Origin of the sequence: Roseateles terrae (assembly GCF_014192155.1) — a bacterium.
Taxonomy (GTDB): Bacteria; Pseudomonadota; Gammaproteobacteria; order Burkholderiales; family Burkholderiaceae_C; genus Roseateles; species Roseateles terrae.
Window position 1 is genome coordinate 113,947 of sequence record NZ_JACHXO010000004.1, and the last position, 21,351, is coordinate 135,297.

The window sequence follows — 21,351 nt, forward strand, 5'->3', positions numbered from 1 at the left end:
CGACCAGGAGAAGCGCTCCAGTCGCGCTGCCGTCCGCCCCCAGCGAAGGCTGGAGATCCGGCTTTGCCGGGCTCCGCCTTGCCCCCTGGGGGGCGCGCGCAGCGCGTAGGGGGGGGCCAGATCTAGTCCGCCGAAATCTTCCGCGTCTCGATGAGTTGCTTCCAGCGGGAGAACTCGGCTTTCTGGAACGCCTGGGCCTGATCCGGCTGGCTCGCCACCACCTCGAATCCCAGGTCCTTGAACTGCTTCTGCAGCCCGGCGTCCTGCAGCACCGCGGTCATGTCCTTCACCAGCTGCGTCCGCAGTGCCGGGGCCATGCCGCGCGGCACCGCGACGCCCTGCCACGAATACACATCCGCGCCCTTCACGCCCAGCTCACTGAGCGTGGCCACGTCCGGCAGCACTGGCGACCGCTTGTCACCCGTCACCGCCAGTGCTCGCAGCTTGCCGGCCTGGATATGCGTCAGCACCGAGTTGATGTTCTGGAACGACGCATCAATCTGTGCGCCCAGCAGGTCGCTGATCGCCGGACCGCCGCCCTTGTACGGCACATGCAGCCCCGACGTCCCGGTCTGCAGCCAGAACAGCTCGGCTGTCAGATGGTCCGACGACCCATTGCCGGACGAGCAGAAGCTCATCTGCCCGGGCCGCTTCTTCAGCTCGTCGATCACATCCTTCATCGACTTGAGCGGCGACGACGCCGGCACCACCAGCACATTGGGCGCCTGCACCGCCACCGTCAGCAGGTCCAGGTCCTTCACCGCGTCGTACTGCACCGCCTTCAGCAAATGCGGCGCGATCACGAACGGCCCGAGCGACGACACCAGGATGGTGTAGCCGTCCGGCGCCGCGCGCTTGACCTGCGCCGTGCCGAGCGTGCCTGTGGCCCCCGGCTTGTTGTCCACGATCACGGTCTGGCCCCACTTCGTCTGGAGCTTGGCGCCCATGGCGCGGGCCAGGAAGTCACTGGTGCCCCCAGGCGGGAACGGCACGACCAGCGTGACCGGTTTGTCCGGGAAGCCGGTCGCCAGGGCGGGGCTCACGGCCATGACGGACAAGGAAGAGGTCAGCCCCACGGTGAAGAGGGCGGACGCCAGGCCCGAGCTCAGGCGGCGAATCAAGCGGTTCATCAATGTCTCCAGTTGACGGCCCCTGCCCTGCCACGGACGGGACCGATTCCGAACGGGCCGCTCTCTCAACGACGTGTGGCGACCTTGTTGTCAGTCATCATACAAGTGCAGTCGAGCGGCTGACAACTGGGAATCCGGCCTCCCGGATGGGGACTTATACGGAGGCGTTCGGCTGGGCTTGCAGCGCCAGAGCCGCACGCCGCCGGCGCTCGCGGCTGTTGGCCAGATGGGTGCGCATCGCCGCGCGGGCGGCTTCACCATCCTGCGCTGCGATGGCATTCAGGATGCTTTCGTGTTCCGCGTTGACCCGGCGCAGATAGTCGCGCTGGGCCGCCGCGTCCGGCTGCTCGGTGGAGAGACGCGCGCGTGGGATGCTCGGTGCGCCCAGCGTCGACATCAACTGCTCGAAGTGCGGGTTGCCGGTCGCGCGGGCGATTTCCAGATGGAACTGGAAATCCGCGCCTACGGCGTCCCGGCCTGCTTCGGCAGCGGCTGCAAAGGCGTCGAGCGCCTCCTGCATGGCCGCAAGCTGGGCCTCGGTACGCCGCTGCGCCGCCAGCGCGGCCGATTCGGTCTCGACCCCGATCCGCAGTTCCAGCACTGCCACCACATCGTGCAGCGTCGCCATCTGGTCCGCGGTGATGCGGAAGGCACCGCCCTCCCCCATGCCCAGCACGAAGGTGCCGATGCCGTGGCGGGTCTCCACCAGCCCCGAGGCCTGCAGCTTGGAGATGGCCTCACGCACCACGGTCCGGCTGACCTGGAATTCCTCCATGATCGCGGCCTCGGTCGGCAGTTTGTCGCCCGAGGCCAGCACCCCGGTGCGGATGCGCTCCCCCAGGGACTCGACCAGGCCCAGGGCCAGGCTGCGGGGACGACGGACGGACGGACGGGCGTTCATGGCCATGGAGTTGTACGACAACTGGGAGGATTAGACCACCGGGCTTTCACCAGCGCGGACACCCGCGGGAAAGCGGGCGCCCGCGACCCGGGCAAAGCAAAGCCGGCCCGAAGGCCGGCCGTGGACGAGGGAGAGGTGGGATCGAACCGGGGTCAAGTCAGGGGCGCCGTGGCACCCCATCAGACCAGCACGCGTTCGATGCCGCCGTTGTTGGCTTGCGCCACATAGTCCGGCATCCACTGCTCGCCAAGGATCTGGCGCGCCATCTCCACCACGATGTAGTCCGCTTCCAGCAGCCCGTTCTGCAGGTCGTCGCCGTAGCGGCTCAAGCCCTGCAGGCAGCTCGGGCAGCTGGTCAGGATCTTCAGGTTCTCCTGTTCACCGACCTTGCCGGTGCCGCGCAGCTGGGCCTCCGCCTTGCGCAGCTCTTCTTCCTTGCGGAAGCGCACCTGCGTCGAGATATCCGGCCGCGTGACGCCCAGCGTGCCGCTTTCGCCGCAGCAGCGCTCGCTCTTCATCACCTCGGGCCCGACCAGCGCCTTCACCGTCTTCATCGGATCCTGCAGCTTCATCGGCGAGTGGCAGGGGTCGTGATACAGATAGGCCTGCTTGCCCTGCAGCGTCACGCCCTTCTCCAGCAGGTATTCGTGGATGTCCACGATGCGGCAGCCGGGGAAGATGTCCTCGAACTTGTAGCCCTGGAGCTGGTCATAACAGGTGCCGCAGGAGACCACCACCGTCTTGATGTCCAGATAGTTCAGCGTGTTGGCCACGCGGTGGAACAGCACCCGGTTGTCGGTGATGATCTTCTCTGCCTTGTCGAACTGGCCGGAACCGCGTTGTGGATAGCCGCAGCACAGATAGCCCGGCGGCAGGACGGTCTGCACACCCGCATGCCAGAGCATGGCCTGCGTCGCCAGACCCACCTGGCTGAACAGCCGCTCCGAGCCGCAGCCGGGGAAATAGAACACTGCCTCCGCATCCGAGCGCGTCGTGGCCGGGTTGCGGATGATGGGCACGTAGTTCTTGTCTTCGATGTCCAGCAGCGCCCGCGCTGTCTTCTTGGGCAGGCCACCCGGCAACTTCTTGTTGATGAAGTGGATGACCTGTTCCTTCACCGGGCCGTTGCCGACGGTCGCCGGCGGCGCCTGGGTCTGCTTGCGCGCCAGGCCGCCCAGCACCCGGTTGGCCATGCGCTGCGCCTTGAAGCCCACGCCCACCATGGCGGCACGCGCCACCTTGATGGTCTCGGGATTGGTGGCATTGAGCATGAACATGGCCGCCGCATTGCCGGGCCGGAAGCTCTTCTTGCCCATCTTGCGCAGCAGGTTGCGCATGTTCATGGTGACGTCGCCGAAGTCGATCTTCACCGGGCAGGGATTCACGCACTTGTGGCAGACGGTGCAGTGGTCCGCCACATCCTCGAATTCTTCCCAATGCTTGATGGAGACGCCGCGGCGGGTCTGCTCCTCATACAGGAAGGCTTCCACCAGCAGCGAGGTGGCCAGGATCTTGTTGCGCGGGCTGTAGAGCAGGTTGGCGCGTGGCACATGGGTGGCGCAGACCGGCTTGCACTTGCCGCAGCGCAGGCAGTCCTTGATGGACTCGCTGATGGCACCGATGTCGCTCTGCTGCATGATCAGCGACTCATGCCCCATCAGCCCGAAGCTGGGCGTGTAGGCATTGGTCAGGTCGGCAAAGGTGGTCTGCGAGCCTGGTGCCGGGCGCAGCAGCTTGCCCTTGTTGAAGCGGCCTTCCGGATCAACCCTGGCCTTGTAGCTGGCGAAGTTGGCCAGCTCGTCGTCGGTCAGGAATTCCAGCTTGGTGATGCCGATGCCGTGTTCGCCGGAGATCACGCCGTCCAGCGAGCGGGCCAGCGTCATGATGCGGCCGACCGCCTCATGCGCCGTCTGCAGCATCTCGTAGTTGTCGGAGTTCACCGGGATGTTGGTGTGCACGTTGCCGTCGCCGGCATGCATGTGCAGCGCCACCCAGACGCGACCGCGCAGCACCTCCTTGTGGATGCGCTTGCACTCCGCCAGGATCGGCGCGAAAGCGGCACCGGCGAAGATGTCCTGCAGCGGCTTCAGGATCTGGGTGCGCCAGCTGGCGCGCAGGCTGTAGTCCTGCAACTGCTCGAAGAAACTGCGGCCTTCGGGCTGCGTCACATCCAGCTGCTGCATCCAGGTGCGCCACAGGATGCCGATCTCGTCCAGCAGGGTCATCGCCTGCTGCACCCGGTCTTCCAGCAGTTCGGCGCTCGGGATCTCGCCCGCGTCGTCGCTGCGGCCCAGCGGCAGATGCCCGTTGGCGAAGAAGTCCCTGAGCGCATCGACCAGCGCCAGCTTGTTGCGCAGCGACAGCTCGATGTTGATTCGCTCGATGCCCAGCGTGTACTCGCCCATGCGTGGCAACGGGATCACCACATCCTCGTTCACCTTGAACGCGTTGGTGTGCTTGGAGATGGCTGCGGTGCGCTTGCGGTCGAGCCAGAACTTCTTGCGGGCATCGGCGCTGACGGCGATGAAGCCTTCGCCCGAGCGGCCATTGGCCAGACGCACCACTTCGCTGGTGGCACGGGCGACTTCATCGGCATCGTCACCGACGATGTCCCCGATCAGCACCATCTTCGGCAGGCCGCCGCGCTTGCTCTTGGTGGCATACCCCACGGCCTTGAGATAGCGGTCGTCCAGATGCTCGAGGCCGGCGAGGATGGCCCCGCCCGGCTTCTTCATCTCGGCGAACATGAAGTCCTTGATGTCGACGATCGACGGGACGCAGTCCTTGGGATTGCCGAAGAACTCCAGGCAGACGGTGCGCACATGCGCCGGCATGCGGTGCACCACCCAGCGGCAGCTGGTGATCAGCCCGTCGCAGCCTTCCTTCTGGATGCCGGGCAGGCCGGCCAGGAACTTGTCGGTGACGTCCTTGCCCAGGCCTTCCTTGCGGAAGGTGCGGCCGGGGATGTCCAGGCGCTCCGTGCGCTCGAGCTTCTTGCCGGTGGCGTCGAAGTAGCGCAGCTCGAAGCTGGCCATCTCCGCATCATGGATCTTGCCGAGGTTGTGCCCGATGCGGTGCACTTCCAGCCACTTGGCTTCCGGCGTCACCATCCGCCAGGAGGCGAGGTTGTCCAGCGCAGTGCCCCACAGGACGGCCTTCTTGCCGCCGGCGTTCATGGCCACATTGCCGCCGACGCAGGAAGCTTCCGCCGAGGTCGGGTCCACCGCGAAGACAAAGCCGTGCAGCTCGGCCAGGTCCGACACCCGCTGGGTGACCACACCGGCTTCGGTGAAGATGGTGGGCACTTCCCGGTCCATGCCGGGCAGCACCATCATCTCGACGCCGCGCATGGCTTCGAGTTTTTCGGTGTTGATGACGGCCGTGTTCCAGACCAGCGGCACGGCACCGCCGGTGTAGCCGGTGCCGCCGCCGCGCGGGATGACGGTCAGGCCCAGTTCGAAGCACCCGGCCACCAAGGCGGCCATCTCGGCTTCGGTGTCGGGGGTGAGCACGACAAACGGATATTCCACCCGCCAGTCGGTGGCATCGGTGACGTGCGCCACCCGCGAGAGGCCGTCGAACTTGACGTTGTCCTTGGCGGTGTGGCGGGCAAACACCTTGGTGGCCCGCTTGCGCAGTTCGGCCACCTGTTCGAATTGGTGCGAGAAGGCAGCGACGGCCGCTTCGGCAGCGGTGAGCAGCTCACCGACCCAGGCGTCCCGCTGGGTGTCGTCTTCCGGATGGCGGCGGCGCTGCACTTCCGTCAGGCGATGGCGCAGGGCGCCGATCAGGGCTTCCCGGCGCTTGGGGTTGTCCAGCAGGTCGTCCTGCAGATACGGGTTGCGCTGCACCACCCAGATGTCGCCCAGCACCTCATACAGCATGCGAGCGGACCGACCGGTCTGGCGCTCGCCACGCAGCTGGTCCAGCAGTTCCCAGGCGCGGGCGCCCAGCAGCCGCAGCACGATTTCGCGGTCGGAGAAGGAGGTGTAGTTGTAGGGAATCTCGCGCAGCCGCGGGGCGGGCGCGTGGGTCGGGGTCAGATCGCCGGCCATCGCGGGGTCGGCGGGCATCAGGAGATGCGGTGCATTCATGGCGGCCAGGTGCGTGAACACCCTGGGTTGCGGCCCGGCACTCCAGAGAGCAACGGGCCAGGCTGAGACACAGGAAACCGGACGGCGAACCGTGGCCCCGGGGTCGGGCATCGCCCGGACTTTTGGTCCGCCGGAAGTCTGAGCGCTTCAGTTTCCGGTGTGGCGTTCGCGAAAGGCCTGGATGTGGGCCAGCCCGGGCGGGGCAATGTCCGGAATCGTACCTTAGGGACAGAGGGCCGCCGTGGTCCGGGGCCTCTAGACAGGCGCCGGGCAAGGCCATTACGCGCCGGGCCTGACGCCACCCGCCGGCCCCGCTGCCGAGTCCGTTCGGCCGTCCAGCTGATCTTCGGGTTCCCCCGGGCGTTCGCTGTCCGCAATGCGGTCAGCCGGGTCGTGACGGGTGTCACAATGTCTTCATAAGCTCTGCGGCGTCCTTGTGACGCCGTCACAACATCCTCTGGAGCCTTGGAGACCATGAAGACTTCCCTGCTTGCTGCCACCCCGGCAGCCCTGCTTGCGGCCGCGCTGGCCGTGTCCCCCCTGGCCGCGCAGGCTCAGACCGAGATCCAATGGTGGCATTCCATGGGTGGCGGTCTGGGCGACTGGGTCAACGACCTCGCCAAGGACTTCAACGCCAGCCAGAAGGACTACAAGGTGGTGCCGGTCTACAAGGGCGCCTATGACGAGTCCATGGCCGGGGCCATTGCGGCCTTCCGTGCCGGCAATGCGCCGCATATCCTGCAGGTCTTCGAGGTGGGCACCGCCACGATGATGGCCAGCAAGGGCGCTGTGGTGCCGGTGGGCGAAGTGATGAAGCAGGCCGGCGTCAAGTTCGACACCGGTGCCTACGTGCCGGCCGTGGCGGGGTATTACACCGCGCCGAACGGCCAGATGCTGAGCTTCCCGTTCAACAGCTCCACCACCGTCCTGCACTACAACAAGGACGCCTTCAAGGCGGCTGGGCTGGATCCGAACAAGCCGCCGTCGTCCTGGCCGGAAGTGGCCGCCGCGGCCGCCAAGCTCAAGGCCACCGGCCACAAGTGCCCCTTCACCACCAGCTGGGTGGGCTGGACGCAACTGGAGAGCTTCTCCGCCTGGCACAACGTGGAATACGCGACCCGCAACAACGGCTTCGGCGGTCTGGACGCACGCCTGGTGTTCAACTCGCCGCTGCATGTCCGCCACATCGAGAACCTGGCCAACATGGCCAAGCAGGGCCTGTTCGTCTACAAGGGCCGCGGCAACACCGCCGATGCCACCTTCGTCTCCGGTGAGTGCGCCATGGAAACCGGCTCCTCGGGCCTGTATGCCAACATCAAGAAGAGCGCCAAGTTCTCGGCCGGCATCGCGCCGCTGCCCTACTACCCGGACGTGCCCGGCGCGCCGCAGAACACCATCATCGGCGGCGCCAGCCTGTGGGTGATGGCCGGCAAGAAGCCGCAGGAATACAAGGGCGTGGCCGCCTTCCTGCAATACCTGGCCCGCCCGGAAGTGGCCGCCGAAAGCCACAAGCGCACCGGCTATCTGCCGGTGACCAAGGCGGCCTATGAGCTGACGGAAAAAAGCGGCTTCTATCAGGCCAATCCCGGCACTGACGTCGCCGTGACCCAGATGATCCGCAAGACCACCGACAAGAGCCGCGGCGTGCGCCTGGGCAACCTGCCGCAGATCCGCACCCTGGTCGATGAGGAGATGGAGCAGGTCTGGGCCGGTCGCAAGACCGCCAAGCAGGGGCTGGATGACGCGGTGCGCCGCGGCAACGAGCTGCTCGAACGCTTCCAGAAGTCGGCCAAGCTCTGATGAGTCAGGAGAAGCGGGTCGTCTTCCGCTCCGGATGGCTGCCCTGGGTGCTGCTGGCACCTCAGGCGGTCGTCATCGGCGCGTTCTTCTTCTGGCCGGCCAGCCAGGCGCTGCTGCAGAGCCTGCAACAGCAGGATGCCTTCGGGCTGGCGGTGGAGTGGGTGGGGCTGGACAACTTCCGGCGCCTGTTCGAGGACGCAGGGTATCTGGCGTCCTTCCGCACCACCGCCGTCTTCTCACTGCTGGTGGCCGTGCTGGGGCTGTCGATCTCGCTCCTCCTGGCCACCATGGCCAATCGGGTGGTCCGCGGCGCCACCGTCTACCGCACGCTGCTGATCTGGCCCTATGCGGTGGCGCCGGCCATTGCCGGGGTGCTGTGGCTGTTCATGTTCGCGCCGTCCATCGGGGTGGTGTCGTATGGGCTGGACCGGCTGGGCTTCCAGTGGAATCACCTGCTCAATCCCAACCACGCGATGACGCTGGTGGTGGCGGCTGCCGTCTGGAAGCAGATCTCCTACAACTTCCTGTTCTTCCTGGCCGGGTTGCAGTCCATTCCCCGCTCGCTGCTGGAAGCGGCGGCGATTGACGGTGCCAGCCCCTGGAAGCGCTTCTGGACAATCACCTTCCCGCTGCTGTCGCCCACCAGCTTCTTCCTGCTGGTGATCAACGTGGTGTATGCCTTCTTCGACACCTTCGGCATCATCGACGCGGCCACCCAGGGCGGCCCCGGCAAGGACACGGCCATCCTGGTTTACAAGGTGTATTACGACGGCTTCAAGGCCATGGACCTGGGCGGCTCGGCCGCGCAGAGCGTGGTGCTGATGGGCATCGTGATCCTGCTGACGGTGATCCAGTTCCGGTTCGTCGAGCGCAAGATCCATTACTGAACGGGTGCCTCATGGTTGAACGCCGACCCGCGCTCACACTGCTCTCCCACCTGATCCTGGTGCTGGGCGTGATGATCGTGGCCTTCCCCCTGTACATCGCGTTCGTGGCGTCCACCCAGACGGCCGACGCGATCGTCCAGGCCCCCATGCCGATGGTGCCGGGTGCCCATCTGCTGGAGAACTATCAGGCGGCCCTCACCGGCAGCGGCACCGGCGCGGGTTCGAATGCGCCGGTCTCCCGCATGATGTGGGTGAGCCTGGTGTGTGCGGTGCTGATTGCGGTGGGCAAGATCGCGATCTCGCTGCTGTCCGCCTTTGCCATCGTCTACTTCCGCTTTCCGATGCGGCAGCTGTTTTTCTGGGCCATCTTCGTGACCCTGATGCTGCCGGTGGAGGTGCGGATCGGGCCGACCTACCAGGTGGTGGCCGATCTGAAGCTGCTCAACAGCTACGCCGGCCTGACCGTGCCGCTGATTGCATCGGCCACGGCCACCTTCCTCTTCCGGCAGTTCTTCCTGACCGTGCCGGATGAGCTGGTGGAGGCGGCCCGCATCGACGGTGCCGGGCCGATGCGCTTCTTCCGGGATGTGCTGATGCCGCTGTCCGCCACCAGCATTGCGGCGCTGTTCGTCATTCAGTTCATCTACGGCTGGAACCAGTACCTCTGGCCGCTGCTGGTGACCACCGACGAACAGATGTACCCGGTGGTGATCGGCATCAAGCGGATGATCAGCGGCGGCGACGCCGCCAATGACTGGAACATCATCATGGCCACCGCCGTGCTCGCGATGATCCCCCCCGCCCTGGTGGTGGTCCTGATGCAGCGATGGTTCGTCAAGGGCCTGGTCGATACAGAAAAATAATCATGGCAAGCATTTCCCTGCGTAACGTCGTCAAGCAGTACGGCCATGGGGCCAAGGCGAATCCGGTCATCCACGGTGTGAACGCCGAGATCCAGGACGGCGAGTTCGTTGTGATCGTCGGACCATCCGGCTGCGGCAAGTCCACGCTGCTGCGGATGGTGGCCGGTCTGGAAGAGATCAGCGGCGGCGAGATCGCCATCGGCGGCCGCGTCGTCAACGATGTTGAACCGGCCGACCGCGACATCGCGATGGTGTTCCAGAACTATGCGCTCTATCCCCACATGAGCGTTTTCGAGAACATGGCCTACGGATTGAAGATCCGCAAGCTGAGGGCCGAGGACATCCAGACGCGGGTGGACAAGGCCGCCCGCATTCTGGAGCTGGGGCATCTGCTGCAGCGCAAGCCGCGGGAGCTGTCCGGCGGGCAGCGTCAGCGGGTGGCGATGGGCCGCGCCATCGTGCGAGACCCACAGGTATTCCTGTTCGATGAGCCGCTGTCCAACCTGGATGCCAAGCTGCGGGTGCAGACCCGGCTGGAGATCCAGGGCCTGCACCGCGAGCTGGGCGTCACCGCACTGTTCGTCACCCACGATCAGGTCGAGGCGATGACGCTGGCACAGCGCATCATCGTGATGAATGCCGGCCGCATGGAGCAGTTCGGCACGCCGGAAGAGGTCTACAGCCGTCCGGCGACCACCTTCGTCGCCAGTTTCATCGGCTCACCCGCAATGAACCTGCTGCGCGGCCGTGTGGAAGGTGACCGCTTCGTGATGGGCCACACCTCCCTGCACCTGCCCGCGCCGGCGCCGCGTCAGGGCGAGCTGGTGATGGGCCTGCGGCCGGAACATGCGGTGCCGCTGACGGGCGGTGCGGGGCAGAGCGAGTCGCCGCATTCCACCGCCTGGCCGCTGCGGGTCGAGTTTGTGGAAATGCTGGGCGCCGAGCGTCTGGTGTACGGGCATCTGGGCGGCGCACCGCATGCGGCGGACCGGCCGGCCGGCCATCGCAGCGCCAGCGATCCCAATGCCTTCACCCTGCGCATCGCAGGAATCGACCATCCGCCCCATCCCGGTGATACCGTCTGGTTGCAGGCGCCGGCCGTCCGCCTGCACTGGTTTGACGCCACGAGCGGCCAGCGTGTGGAGGAATGACGCATGGATGCCCATCCCTGGCCCTGGTCCCTGCCCTTCTGGATTGCCCATCGCGGCGCCGGCAAACTGGCGCCGGAGAACACCCTCGCGGCCTTTCGCGAAGGGGCGCGGCATGGGTATCGGGCCTTCGAGTGCGATGTGAAGCTGGCGGCGGACGGCGTGCCCTTCCTGCTGCATGACGCCACGCTGGACCGCACCACTTCAGCGCGGGGGCGCGCGTCCGACCGCCCCTGGGCCGAGCTGTCGCGGCTGGACGCCGGGCGCTGGCACAGCCGGGCGTATGCCGGTGAGCCTCCGGCGAGCCTGGAGGCCATTGCGGCCTTCGTGCGGGTGAATCAGCATGCGCTGAACATCGAGATCAAGCCGACGCCCGGGGATGAGCGACGGACCGGTCAGGTCGTCGGGCAGGAAGTGCTGCGGCTGTGGAAGGATGCAGCGACGGTGTCGCTGCTGTTCAGCAGCTTCGAGCCGGAGGCGCTGCGGGGTGCGCAGGAGACGGCGCCCCAGGTGCCGCGGGCGCTGCTGCTGGACAAGCTGACGCCGGACTGGCTGGCGACCGCGCAAGGGCTGGACTGCCGCGCGGTGGTGACCCACTACGCGCTGATGGATCAAGCCCTGGTGGCCCAGCTGCACAAGCTCGGCATGAAGGCGCTGGTCTATACCGTCAACGATGCGGCCACCGCGCAGTGGCTGATCGGCAATGGGGTGGACGGCATCATCACCGATGCGGTGGATCGATTCAGCCCGATTGCTTGATCAGCGTGCTGGGTCGGGTTGATTGAGGGTTGCTTGGGCGTCGTTTGAGCGTCGTTTGAGCGTCGTTTGAGCGTTGCTTGAGGCAGCTTGAGGCTTGATCGAGTGGGTCGTTCGCACGGGCCGTTTGAGCGCGCCCCTGCAACAGCGGAACCATCCCGTCCCAGCGACGGGTCGCGCCGCTCAGCCACTGCGAAACCATCACCGTCCCAGCGACGGATTGCGCAGCTCGTCCAGCGACACCATGCCGTAGATGCTGGTGTGGCAGGGCACGGCGTTCACATCCAGCATGTCATTGCGCAGCGTGCCTTCCAGCACGAACCCGCAGCGCTCCGCTACAGCGCGGCTGGGCAGGTTGCGGGCATCGGTGCGGATCTCCACCCGCAAGGCCCTGAGCTGCGTAAAGGCCATCCGCGCCAGCGCATGAACCGCCTCGCTGGCCAGCCCACGACCGGTCGCGTCCGGCGCCAGCCAATATCCAATCTCGAATCGCCGCTGCGGCCAATCCAGTCGCATCAGGCCCGCGCCGCCGCACAGGCGCCCCACCCCGCCCTCCGGAGACCGCTCATGCAGGAAATAGGCGAGATGCTGCCGGTTGAGGAAGTCGGCCAGCATGCGGCGCACCACCGCTTCGGATTCTTCGACGCTGGGCATCGTCTGCGCCCAGGCCATCCAGGGTTGCAGGTGGGATAGCGACCGCTGGATGGCCAGATTCAGGACGGCACCGTCGCCCACGCGAGGCAGGGTGAGCAGCACGTGGTCGGTGCTGAGCGTCTCGGGCACCTGGATGAGGACGGGGTCAAGCGATTTCATGTTGATCCGCAACGGGCGCCTGCGCGCCCAAGTGCCAGTGACTGGCGGAGCCCTGTCAGTTGCCGTTGACCGGTGGCAGGTTCAGACCGCCGGGCTGGGTTTCCACGCCCAGCATTTGATGCTCGTCCGCCACCGTCGGCAATGTGCGGACGCTGCGAATCGCCCGCAGCCGCAGGGCTACCAGCGTCAGCAGCAGCGCGCCACCGCCGGAAAACAGCAGCGAGGCCCGCAGGCTCACATGTTCCCCCAGCCATCCGCCAAGCAGTGCGCCGGGGCCGGCGGGAATGAGCGTGAGCCAGCGGATGGTGCTGGTCATGCGGCCGAGCAGCGGCGTGGGCGTGACCGCCTGACGCAGGGACAGGAAGTTGATGAAGATCAGCACCGCGCCGACACCGAACGCAAACAGCGCCAGGCCGAAGGCTGCGACCCCCCATTCGTTGGCAGGCGCCAGGGCGAGCACCAGCCAGCCCACGCCGGTGATGGCGAAGCCGGTGATCAGGCAGGGGCCGGGCCCCAGCCGGCCACTGATGCGGTGGCCGAAGATGCTGGCCAGCACCGTTCCGGCGCCGAGCGCGATGTAGGACAGCCCCACGGTCTGGGGCGGCAATCCGAGCACCCGTGTCGCAAACAGGATCTGCACCACCTGGGCCGCCTGGTTGCACATTTGCCAGCCGCCGACCGCGACCGCCAGGCTGAGCAGCAGGGGATGACGGCAGACGAAACTGACGCCGGTGCGAAGGTCGCGCCAGAAGTGGGACTGGCGGGGGCGTCGCAGCTGCTCCACCACATGCACCCCGCGCAGCACCAGCGCGGAACTGAGCAGCAGCAGGGCATCCACCGCCAGCGCCATCGGTGCGCCAACGAGCTTGATCAGCGCACCCGCCACACCCGGGCCGGCGACCTCCGCACCGGACGAGGCCAGCGAGTTCTTGGCATGCGCTTCCACCAGCCGGTCAGGCTTGACCACCTGGGTCAGCACGATCTGCGCCGCACTGCCGGCCACTGTGTAGACGGTGCCCAGCAGGAAGGCCACGAAATACAGCCAGGGCATGCCCAGCCAGCCGAGCCACGCCGCCACCGGCACGCTGCCGACGGCGATGGCCAGGCTCACCTCGCCGACGATGTACACCGGCAGCTTTCGCACGCGGTCCAGCCAGACGCCGCCGGGCAGCGAGAAGAGGACGAACGGGATGATCTCCATCGCCGTCAGCCATCCCATCTGGGTGGGGCTGGCGTCCAGCAGCACCGCGGCCGTCAGCGGCAGCGAGAGCATGGTGATCTGACCGCCGAGGGAGCTGATCAGGATGGAGGACCACAAGCGGCGATAGACGATATCGCGCAGCAGGTCACCGGCAGGAAGCCGGAAGAGGTCGAGCAGTCGATCGACCAGCAAAAAAGAGGCGGACGGCCTGGCGGACATGAATCACTCCGATGGGATGCGCAGCATGCGGCGGCTGGGGTCGCGGAGGCGGTAACGGGTGGCAACGGATGGCAACGGCGGCTGCGGAACCAGTGGGCGAGACGGGCAGAGGACAACCAGTGGGACGGCGAGCCGACGGGCTGCTGGGACAACGGGCCGACCGGCTGCATGGCTGCCTGCCTGCAGGCTGCGGACAACGGGCGTGGCGTGGCGGGGCGTGGTACGGGGCACGTCGTGCATGGCGCGCCAAAGGCCGACGAGTCTTGACACGCGGCCCTGTTCCATGAACCCACCAAGCTTCACCTGTCAGGCCTGCGATCGTCATCCAATCGCGCCTGATCGGGTCTGTCCTCGACTGCACCGCCTCAGCAAGCCAGGCTCGCCGCGCGCTGAGCAACGCGCATCAGTTCAGGGGTGTGCCTGCATCACTGACCCACGGGCGACTCGCCACGCCTGCCCACATCGCTGTCAGCACTGGCGCCGACCTATCTTCCCGTGCACGTGCCCGCGCATGTTCCGACGGTCGCGCGTTCGGTCTGGTGCGGTCGAGCAGCTTGGTCATCGAAGACTTCCGGTAGGCAGAGTGCAAGGATGCTAGCAGCCGGCCCCCGCGGCTCACAAGTGAAGAACGGCACGGGAGGTCACTGACTTCTCGGACGCCGGAAGCCGCAGTTGGAGCCCCACGCGGGGCGGGAGAGAGAGAGAGAGAGAGAGAGAGAGAGCGGGATCAATAGCCAAAGCCAAAGCCAGGGGCGAAGGCCAAAGCCCAAGGCAGAGGCAGAGGCAGAGGCAGAGCCAGACGCAGAGGCAGAGGCAAAGCGAAATCTAGAGCGGGTTCCAGGCCCCGAATCCGTGGCCGTTAGCGCGTCTGTCCATCACCTGTACGCAGTCGGGGCGCCGGTGCCGGTCACCAGCCCACTGCGGCGCCGTCCCGACGCGGATCACTCGCCGCCACATACCCTTCCACCGCCGGGTCCCCCAGGCGCCAGATGAACTGGCCGGCGCCAAAATCCTGATAGCTGTCATGGATGTCAGCCACCTGGTGACCCTTCTGCCGCAATCCATCGATGGTTGCCGGATCCATCGTCGATTCGACGTTGATCGACAGCCCCTGGTTAAAGCGCCATCGCGGCGCGTCGCAAGCGGCCTGTGGATGCTGGTGGTAGTCGAGCATCCGCACCAGCGTCTGCATGTGCCCTTGCGGCTGCATGTTGGCGCCCATCACGCCATAGCTCATCTGCGGCTGGCCATCCTTCATCAGGAACGCCGGGATGATCGTGTGGAAGGGACGCTTGCCCGGCGCCACCTGGTTGACGTGGTCACCCTCCCGGGTGAAGCCATGCCCGCGGTTCTGCAAAGACAGTCCGTAACCCGGCACGACCACGCCGGAGCCGAAGCCCATGTAGTTGCTCTGGATGAAGCTCACCATCATGCCGGACTCGTCCGCCGCCGTGAGGTAGATGGTGCCGCCCTTCACGGGATTGCCCGCCTGGAAGTCCTGCGCGCGGCTCATGTCGATGAGGCGGGCGCGGCTGGCCAGGTAATCGGGGTCCAGCATCTCATGCGCCTGCACCCGCATGTGCCGCGGATCGGCCACATGCGCATAGACATCTGCGAACGCCAGCTTCATCGCTTCGATCTGCACATGCTGCGAGGCCACGCTGTCCACCGGCATCGACGCCACATCGGTGTGCTTGAGGATGCCCAGCGCGATCAGCGCGGCAATGCCCTGCCCGCTCGGCGGGATTTCATGCAGCGTGTGACCGGCATAGTCCATCGACAGGGTCTGGACCCATTCGGGGCGGTAGGCGGCGAAGTCGGCGGCCGTCATGGCGCCGCCGCCTTCACGCGCATGCGCCTCGACGGCGGCCGCGATCTCGCCTTGATAGAACGCCTCGCCCCGCGTTTCGCCGATCAGGCGCAGCGTGCGGGCGGCGTCGGGGAAACGGAAGATCTCTCCAACCTCGGGCGCGCGGCCCCGAGGCAGGAAGGCGTCAGCAAATCCGGGCTGCTTCACCAGGTCCTTCACCTCTGCGGCCATCGCCCACTTGCGCTGCACGATGACCGGGACTGCATACCCGCGATCGGCGATCTCGATGGCGGGCGCCATCAGATCAGCGAAGGGCAGCTTGCCGTAGCGCTCGCTCAGGGCCACCCAGCCGCCGACGGCGCCGGGCACGGTCACCGCGTCCCAACCGCGGGTGGGCAGCAGCGGACCGGCGCCGTGCCGGCGGTCGAAGTAGTCGGGGGTCCACGCCTGCGGCGCCTGGCCGGACGCATTCAGGCCCTGCAGCGACTGGCCGTCCCAGACGATGGCGAAGGCATCGGAACCCAGACCATTGCTGCAAGGCTCCACGAGGGTCATGCAGGCCGCGGCGGCAATGGCGGCATCCACCGCATTGCCGCCCTGCGCGAGGATGCGCAGACCGGCTTGCGCCGCCAGCGGGTGCGAAGTGGACACCACGTTGCGGGCGAAGAGAGGCGAACGGACGCTGGGGTAGGCGCGGGTCCAGTCGAATGCGTGCGAGGACATGAGGTCTCCATCGGGGCCGGTCGCTGCGGCCCGGGGTCAAGGTCAGCGGTTGACTGGCATCTTGTCCCGAAGGCTGGCGGTGCGCCAGCGGGCAATACCTGTCCCGCGCCTCTGTGTTGCTGGCGTGTGAACGTAACGCAATGCAAAGCAGATGCGTCAGTGTCAACACGGTGTCGTCTGCCGCCGTTGTTTGCTCACCTTGTTCAACAGCCCTGGAGTCCACCAGATGCAAGCCCTGAAGACCGTGAAGACCCTGTCCCTGATCCCCGCACTGCTGATCGCTGGTGCAGTCATGGCCCAGACGCCTGCAGCTCCCGCCGCCACCCCGGCCCCAGCTCCCGCCAAGACGGAAGCCAAGGCTGAGATGAAGCCGGAAGCCAAGACCGAAGGCACCGCTGAGAAGAAGACGACCCATCACAAGGCCGGCACCAAGCATCACAAGGCTGAGAAGCCCGCTGCCAAGGCGTCCGAAGCCGCCAAGTAATTTCTCCAGGACGATGGTGCCGCCTCGAGCGCGGCACCGTCACTGAAAGCCGCCCTCCGGGGCGGCTGCCGTCGTTGTGGAGCGCGCTTGAACAAGGTCTTGCGACGCTTTGCGCAACGGCGGTGGATGGATCAGATGGGCGCGGTGCCTGCGGTATCGCCGGTGGGACGGCTCACCTTACCCTTGCGTTGGTGAGAGAAGCGAATATTGATTGAGGGCGCTGCCCCCGCGATTGCGCTGAGTCCGGAGGCAGGGCGAATGCGCGGGACGCCCCCCGCGCCAGTCATTCAAGCTGCCTGCGCGAGGCGGGTGATGGGAATCACACGCTGGGCAGAGCCGCTCCCGCAGCTCACGCCATGCGCGGCGGCACAAGCCTGCAGCGCTTCATCAAACACCTGGCGCGCGCAGTCGTGACAGCTGCCGCAGGCCGAGGCGACCTGCGTCTCGTCCTGAAGCACTTCGAAGTTGTGCACGCCTTCGGCCACGCTGCGGCGGATGTCGCGGTCGGAAACTCGATGGCAGAGGCAGAGGATCATGGTGGCGTCAGCGACCCGTTTCTGGGATGCGGTGGATGCTAACGCAAACAAGAATTCCTCTCAATTGATCGATCAAGACCTTTGATGATGTGGGGATCTACGTTCTTCCAACGTACAAAACAGGCGTAAAAAACCCCGCCGCAGCGGGGTTTGATGCATGGACGTTCGCCCGACGCGGGCGGCGCCGTCGGCGGAGCACCGGCCTCGTCGCCCGGCAGACCCACAGGCGCGCTGCGGTCTGACTCAGTCCGACGGGCCTTCACCCATCTGCGTCTGCAGCCAGTTCTGCTCACCCACCTGAGCCACCAGATCGATCTGGGTTTCCAGATGGTCGATGTGATCTTCGGTGTCCTTCAGGATCTCTTCCAGCACTTCGCGCGACACATAGTCCCGCACGGATTCGCAGTAAGCGATGGCTTCCTTCAGCAGCGGATGGGAACCGGTTTCGATCTTCAGATCGCAGTGCAGCACTTCCACTGCGTTCTCGCCGATGAACAGCTTGCCCAGGTCCTGCAGGTTCGGCAGGCCTTCCAGCATCAGGATGCGATCCATCAGCTTGTCGGCGTGCTTCATCTCCTCGATGGATTCCTGGTATTCGTGCTTGGCCAGGCGCTCAAAGCCCCAGCTCTTGAGCATGCGGTAATGCAGGAAGTACTGGTTGATGGCCGTCAGCTCATTCTTCAGCTGGGCATTGAGATATTCGATGACCTTGGCATCACCCTTCATGTTCTTCTCCTGGAACGAAATCCGAAATCCATCAAAAGCGGGCGCGCGGCCCGCAACGGGCGGATTCTCGTTCAGTCCCTACGCCGTGTGGGGACAAAACCCGGCCCCAACGCTCTTTTTGCGAAGCGTTCGCAGCCGTACTTACAAGCGGCTCGCCGCTCACGCGCAGCACGGCAACACCCCTCACGAAGAATTAGTTTGCTATTGCGAATCGTTCTCATCTAAGATGCGTGCATGACTGCTTATCACCACACCCCGACCGAGGCCCTGCCGGCCGCCGCGCTGGACGTCAGCGCGCGCGTGGCCGCATCAGGTTCGCCGCGCCACGATGCGGTATCCCTGCCCCAGCGGCGGCGCGTCAGCAGCGAAGCGCTGCTGGGCAACGAGCGGGAAGTGGAGATCGAGCACTCCGGGCAGTTGTACCGGCTGCGTCTGACGTCGCTGGGCAAGCTGATCCTGACCAAGTGAGCAGGTGTCGGCGGGATGTCGCTTGGTGAGCGGCTGGGCCGTCGAGCCACTGAGTCGTTGACCGTTGACCGTAGACCGTAGACAGCTGAGTCGGTGATCCGGTGAGCTGTTGGACCGCTGCAGCGGGTCCGCGCGCCGGCATCCGGATAAGAGGGGCTGACACTCTTCCACCGCATGCGGCTCCGGCCTCCAGGCCATCGACCACGGTGTCGCCTCGCCCCATGCACCAGCATCACGACCTGTCAGGCCGCTTACCCCCGGTCTCACCGTCAAGTCTGGCGTAGTCGCCTGCGTCGTACTGCTTCCGTTCTTTTCGTTCTTCTACCCTTCCACGCACAAGCCCGCGTCGCGCCAGCCCGTGCGAGATCCTTCAGGACCTCAGCACCATGTCTCTGCGCCAGACGCCCGTCGCGCTTGCCCTCTCCGTGGCCTTCCCGCTGGTCTTTGCGCCGGCAACACCGCCTGCGTTCGCGCAGTCCGTGACACCGGCCTCGCCTCCCGCCCCTTCCCAGGCCGCAACCGGAGCCAAACTGTCGGCCACCGCGCCAGCCGCATCACCAGCAGCCCGTCAGGCCGCACCCCACACCGCACCGCCCACGGCCCCCCAGGCCGGATCAGACGCGGCGTCCCAGCCGGCATCGCACCCGAGATCTTCGGCCGCGACCTCCGCGCCCACCCAGCCCCTGGGTGACATCACCGTCAGCGCCACCCGGACCGAACGCGCCACCACCGCCGTCCCCAACACGGTGACGGTGATCACCCGCAAGGACCTCGACCGCCGCGACGCCCGCGACCTGAAGGACCTGCTCAGCGACGAAGTCGATCTCTCGGTCAAGGCGATGACGCCCCGCTTCACCGCCGCCGGTGCCTCCACGGGCCGCGCCGGCAACGAGGGGATCAACATCCGCGGTCTCGAGGGCAACCAGGTGCTGATGATGGTGGACGGCATCCGCATCCCGCAGAGCTTCGCCTTCGGCCCGTTCGCCAGCGGCCGGGCCGACTTCGTCGATCTGGACAGCCTCTCCGCCGCAGAAGTGCTGCGCGGCCCGGCGTCCACCAGCTACGGCAGCGACGGTCTGGCCGGTGCGCTGGTCATGCGCACGCTGTCCCCCGATGACCTGCTCAAGGACGGCAAGACCTTCGCCGGCTACGCCAAGCTGGGCCTGCAAACGGTGGACAGCTCCAGGACCGCCAGCACGGCGCTGGCTTTCGGTAGCGGGGACTGGTCCAGCCTGATTCAGGCCTCGATTCGCCGCGGCCACGAGACCCGGAACCAGGGCGACGACCACGCCGCCAACAGCACCCGCACGGCGCCGAACCCGACCGACATCGACACCCGAAGCGTCCTGGCCAAGCTGGCCTACCGGGTGAATGCCGCCAATCGCCTGACCGGCACGGCGGAATACCGCGAGCGCAAGATCGACACCGACGTGCTCACCGGCCTGACCGTTCCCACCGCGACACCCGCCGCCACGGCGGTCATTGGCCTCACCGCCAACGACCGCATGGATCGCAAGCGCGTGTCCCTGGAGCATCGCTACGAAGACCTCAACGCCCTCTGGGTCCAGCAGGCCACGACCCAGATCTACGTGCAGGACAGCCAGACCGAGCAGTATTCCTACGAAGACCGCAACACCGCCGCGGACCGCACCCGCTACACCGACTACCAGGAGCATCTGATCGGCCTGAGCACCCAGGCGCAGACCCAGTGGCAGAACCAGCGCCTGAGCTATGGCGTGGATGTAAGCCGCAACCACATCGAAGCGGTGCGCGACGGCACCGTGCCGCCGGCGGGCGAAACCTTCCCCAGCCGCCCTTTCCCCAAGACCCGCTACCAACTGGCCGGCGCCTTTCTTCAGGATGAGATCGAGTTCGGCAACGTCTCGCTGATCCCGGCCCTGCGTTTCGAGCATTACCGGCTCACGCCCGACACCACCGGCTACGCCGGACAGGCGGTGAAGCTGTCCGACCACGCCCTCACCCCGCGGCTGGGCGCCGTCTGGCGCGCAACCGAATGGCTGCAGCCCTATGTGCAGTGGTCGCAGGGCTTTCGCGCGCCCACGCCGGATCAGGTCAACAACGCCTTTGCCAATCCGCTCTACGGCTATTCGAGCATCGGCAATCCGAATCTGAAACCGGAGCATGCGAACAGCTGGGAGCTTGGCGTGCGAGGCGGTCTCGGCAAGGACGTCCGCTGGCAGCTCAGCGCCTACGACAACCGCTACCGTGACTTCATCAGCCAGGAAGTTGTGAGCGGCTCGCTGGCCACCGCCAACCTCGTCTATCAGTACATCAACCTCAGCCAGGCGCGCATCAAGGGCGCCGAAGCCCGCGCCGTGTGGGATGTGGCCACCGGCCTGTCGCTTCATGCGGCGCTCGCGTACGCAGAGGGCCACAGCACCGTGGACGGCGTGGAGTCGCCGCTCAACACGGTGCAGCCGCTGCGAGCGACGCTGAGGGCCCGCTACGAGCGCGGTGATTGGTCCGGCTGGGCCAGCCTGCAGCACAGCAGTCGCAAGAAGGCGTCCGACATCAGCAGCGGCGGCAGCACCGCCGCGCCGTTCGCCCCGGGCGCGTACCAGGTGGTGGATCTGGGCGGCGCCTACCGCATCAACCCGACGCTGAGCCTGTCCGCCGCCGTCACCAACCTCTTCGACCGCAAGTACTGGCGCTGGGGCGACGTCTCCGGCGTGGCTGCCAACAGCACCGTGCTGGACAGCTACACCGCCCCGGGCCGCGCGCTGCAGGTGTCCCTGCGCGCCGATTTCTGACCGATGCCGCCGACTCACAAG

The 21,351-nt window shown here is 66.4% G+C and carries 16 protein-coding genes; 8 read left to right on the forward strand and 8 right to left on the reverse strand.

Features of this window, described 5'->3' with window-relative positions; genetic code table 11:
• Window positions 1-122: 122 nt before the first annotated feature.
• The 3 genes from FHS28_RS12415 to FHS28_RS12425 form a co-directional block, all read right to left on the reverse strand.
• On the reverse strand, window positions 123-1,130 hold the full coding sequence (locus FHS28_RS12415) for a Bug family tripartite tricarboxylate transporter substrate binding protein (protein WP_088450881.1): 1,008 nt from the start codon (window positions 1,128-1,130) through the stop codon (window positions 123-125).
• A 154-nt stretch (window positions 1,131-1,284) separates the two neighbouring features.
• Window positions 1,285-2,031: a FadR/GntR family transcriptional regulator gene (locus FHS28_RS12420; protein WP_088451481.1), complete on the reverse strand. Its 747-nt coding sequence runs from the start codon at window positions 2,029-2,031 to the stop codon at window positions 1,285-1,287.
• Window positions 2,032-2,210: 179 nt separating this feature from the next.
• Window positions 2,211-6,104, reverse strand: coding sequence for a DUF3683 domain-containing protein (locus FHS28_RS12425; protein WP_246410018.1), 3,894 nt, complete (start codon window positions 6,102-6,104; stop codon window positions 2,211-2,213).
• A gap of 495 nt (window positions 6,105-6,599) precedes the next feature.
• Here FHS28_RS12425 and ugpB point away from each other — a divergent pair, with 495 nt between their 5' ends.
• The 5 genes from ugpB to ugpQ are packed head-to-tail and all read left to right on the forward strand — an operon-like array spanning window position 6,600 to window position 11,582.
• On the forward strand, window positions 6,600-7,925 hold the full coding sequence (gene ugpB / locus FHS28_RS12430) for a sn-glycerol-3-phosphate ABC transporter substrate-binding protein UgpB (protein WP_088450883.1): 1,326 nt from the start codon (window positions 6,600-6,602) through the stop codon (window positions 7,923-7,925).
• The gene (gene ugpA / locus FHS28_RS12435; RefSeq protein ID WP_088450885.1) at window positions 7,925-8,812 is read left to right on the forward strand and encodes a sn-glycerol-3-phosphate ABC transporter permease UgpA; all 888 of its coding nucleotides are present in this window, start codon (window positions 7,925-7,927) and stop codon (window positions 8,810-8,812) included. Before ugpB ends, ugpA begins: the two co-directional genes overlap by 1 nt.
• 11 nt (window positions 8,813-8,823) lie before the next feature.
• Window positions 8,824-9,675 carry a sn-glycerol-3-phosphate ABC transporter permease UgpE gene (ugpE, locus tag FHS28_RS12440; protein ID WP_088450887.1) on the forward strand — a complete coding sequence of 284 codons (852 nt, stop codon included), beginning with the start codon at window positions 8,824-8,826 and terminating at the stop codon, window positions 9,673-9,675.
• A 2-nt stretch (window positions 9,676-9,677) separates the two neighbouring features.
• The gene (locus FHS28_RS12445; RefSeq protein ID WP_088450889.1) at window positions 9,678-10,826 is read left to right on the forward strand and encodes a sn-glycerol-3-phosphate import ATP-binding protein UgpC; all 1,149 of its coding nucleotides are present in this window, start codon (window positions 9,678-9,680) and stop codon (window positions 10,824-10,826) included.
• 3 nt (window positions 10,827-10,829) lie between these two features.
• The gene (gene ugpQ / locus FHS28_RS12450; protein WP_088450891.1) at window positions 10,830-11,582 is read left to right on the forward strand and encodes a glycerophosphodiester phosphodiesterase; all 753 of its coding nucleotides are present in this window, start codon (window positions 10,830-10,832) and stop codon (window positions 11,580-11,582) included.
• Window positions 11,583-11,780: 198 nt separating this feature from the next.
• On the opposite strand, the gene FHS28_RS12455 is transcribed toward ugpQ, so the two are convergent.
• From FHS28_RS12455 to FHS28_RS12465, 3 genes are all read right to left on the reverse strand, one after another.
• Entirely contained in the window at window positions 11,781-12,392 is a 612-nt protein-coding gene (locus FHS28_RS12455; protein WP_088450893.1) for a GNAT family N-acetyltransferase, read from the reverse strand.
• Window positions 12,393-12,447: 55 nt separating this feature from the next.
• The gene (locus tag FHS28_RS12460; protein ID WP_088450895.1) at window positions 12,448-13,812 is read right to left on the reverse strand and encodes an MFS transporter; all 1,365 of its coding nucleotides are present in this window, start codon (window positions 13,810-13,812) and stop codon (window positions 12,448-12,450) included.
• A 907-nt stretch (window positions 13,813-14,719) separates the two neighbouring features.
• Window positions 14,720-16,345, reverse strand: coding sequence for a gamma-glutamyltransferase family protein (locus FHS28_RS12465; protein ID WP_088450897.1), 1,626 nt, complete (start codon window positions 16,343-16,345; stop codon window positions 14,720-14,722).
• A 226-nt stretch (window positions 16,346-16,571) separates the two neighbouring features.
• Between FHS28_RS12465 and FHS28_RS12470 the strand changes: the two genes are divergently transcribed.
• A complete protein-coding gene (locus FHS28_RS12470; protein WP_221193942.1) occupies window positions 16,572-16,829 on the forward strand; it encodes a hypothetical protein in 258 nt (85 codons plus the stop codon).
• A 287-nt stretch (window positions 16,830-17,116) separates the two neighbouring features.
• Here FHS28_RS12470 and FHS28_RS12475 read toward each other — a convergent pair whose 3' ends face one another.
• Together FHS28_RS12475 and bfr are read right to left on the reverse strand one after the other, a co-directional pair.
• Window positions 17,117-17,365 carry a (2Fe-2S)-binding protein gene (locus FHS28_RS12475; protein ID WP_088450899.1) on the reverse strand — a complete coding sequence of 83 codons (249 nt, stop codon included), beginning with the start codon at window positions 17,363-17,365 and terminating at the stop codon, window positions 17,117-17,119.
• 243 nt (window positions 17,366-17,608) lie between these two features.
• Complete coding sequence (gene bfr, locus FHS28_RS12480) at window positions 17,609-18,091, reverse strand: bacterioferritin (protein WP_088450901.1); 483 nt, start codon at window positions 18,089-18,091, stop codon at window positions 17,609-17,611.
• A 234-nt stretch (window positions 18,092-18,325) separates the two neighbouring features.
• On the opposite strand from bfr, the gene hemP reads away from it, so the two are divergent.
• On the forward strand, window positions 18,326-18,559 hold the full coding sequence (gene hemP, locus FHS28_RS12485; RefSeq protein ID WP_088450903.1) for a hemin uptake protein HemP: 234 nt from the start codon (window positions 18,326-18,328) through the stop codon (window positions 18,557-18,559).
• 386 nt (window positions 18,560-18,945) lie between these two features.
• Window positions 18,946-21,330 (forward strand): TonB-dependent hemoglobin/transferrin/lactoferrin family receptor, encoded by a 2,385-nt coding sequence (locus FHS28_RS12490; protein ID WP_088450904.1) that lies wholly within the window; start codon window positions 18,946-18,948, stop codon window positions 21,328-21,330.
• Window positions 21,331-21,351 lie beyond the last annotated feature (21 nt).

Excerpts from the sequence above, each read along its gene's own strand:
- FHS28_RS12415 (WP_088450881.1), bottom strand. The coding sequence starts at position 1,130 with ATGAACCGCTTGATTCGCCGCCTGAGCTCGGGCCTGGCGTCCGCCCTC.
- FHS28_RS12420 (WP_088451481.1), bottom strand. The coding sequence starts at position 2,031 with ATGAACGCCCGTCCGTCCGTCCGTCGTCCCCGCAGCCTGGCCCTGGGC.
- FHS28_RS12425 (WP_246410018.1), bottom strand. The coding sequence starts at position 6,104 with ATGCCCGCCGACCCCGCGATGGCCGGCGATCTGACCCCGACCCACGCG.
- ugpB (WP_088450883.1), top strand. The coding sequence starts at position 6,600 with ATGAAGACTTCCCTGCTTGCTGCCACCCCGGCAGCCCTGCTTGCGGCC.
- ugpA (WP_088450885.1), top strand. The coding sequence starts at position 7,925 with ATGAGTCAGGAGAAGCGGGTCGTCTTCCGCTCCGGATGGCTGCCCTGG.
- ugpE (WP_088450887.1), top strand. The coding sequence starts at position 8,824 with ATGGTTGAACGCCGACCCGCGCTCACACTGCTCTCCCACCTGATCCTG.
- FHS28_RS12445 (WP_088450889.1), top strand. The coding sequence starts at position 9,678 with ATGGCAAGCATTTCCCTGCGTAACGTCGTCAAGCAGTACGGCCATGGG.
- ugpQ (WP_088450891.1), top strand. The coding sequence starts at position 10,830 with ATGGATGCCCATCCCTGGCCCTGGTCCCTGCCCTTCTGGATTGCCCAT.
- FHS28_RS12455 (WP_088450893.1), bottom strand. The coding sequence starts at position 12,392 with ATGAAATCGCTTGACCCCGTCCTCATCCAGGTGCCCGAGACGCTCAGC.
- FHS28_RS12460 (WP_088450895.1), bottom strand. The coding sequence starts at position 13,812 with ATGTCCGCCAGGCCGTCCGCCTCTTTTTTGCTGGTCGATCGACTGCTC.
- FHS28_RS12465 (WP_088450897.1), bottom strand. The coding sequence starts at position 16,345 with ATGTCCTCGCACGCATTCGACTGGACCCGCGCCTACCCCAGCGTCCGT.
- FHS28_RS12470 (WP_221193942.1), top strand. The coding sequence starts at position 16,572 with ATGCAAGCCCTGAAGACCGTGAAGACCCTGTCCCTGATCCCCGCACTG.
- FHS28_RS12475 (WP_088450899.1), bottom strand. The coding sequence starts at position 17,365 with ATGATCCTCTGCCTCTGCCATCGAGTTTCCGACCGCGACATCCGCCGC.
- bfr (WP_088450901.1), bottom strand. The coding sequence starts at position 18,091 with ATGAAGGGTGATGCCAAGGTCATCGAATATCTCAATGCCCAGCTGAAG.
- hemP (WP_088450903.1), top strand. The coding sequence starts at position 18,326 with ATGACTGCTTATCACCACACCCCGACCGAGGCCCTGCCGGCCGCCGCG.
- FHS28_RS12490 (WP_088450904.1), top strand. The coding sequence starts at position 18,946 with ATGTCTCTGCGCCAGACGCCCGTCGCGCTTGCCCTCTCCGTGGCCTTC.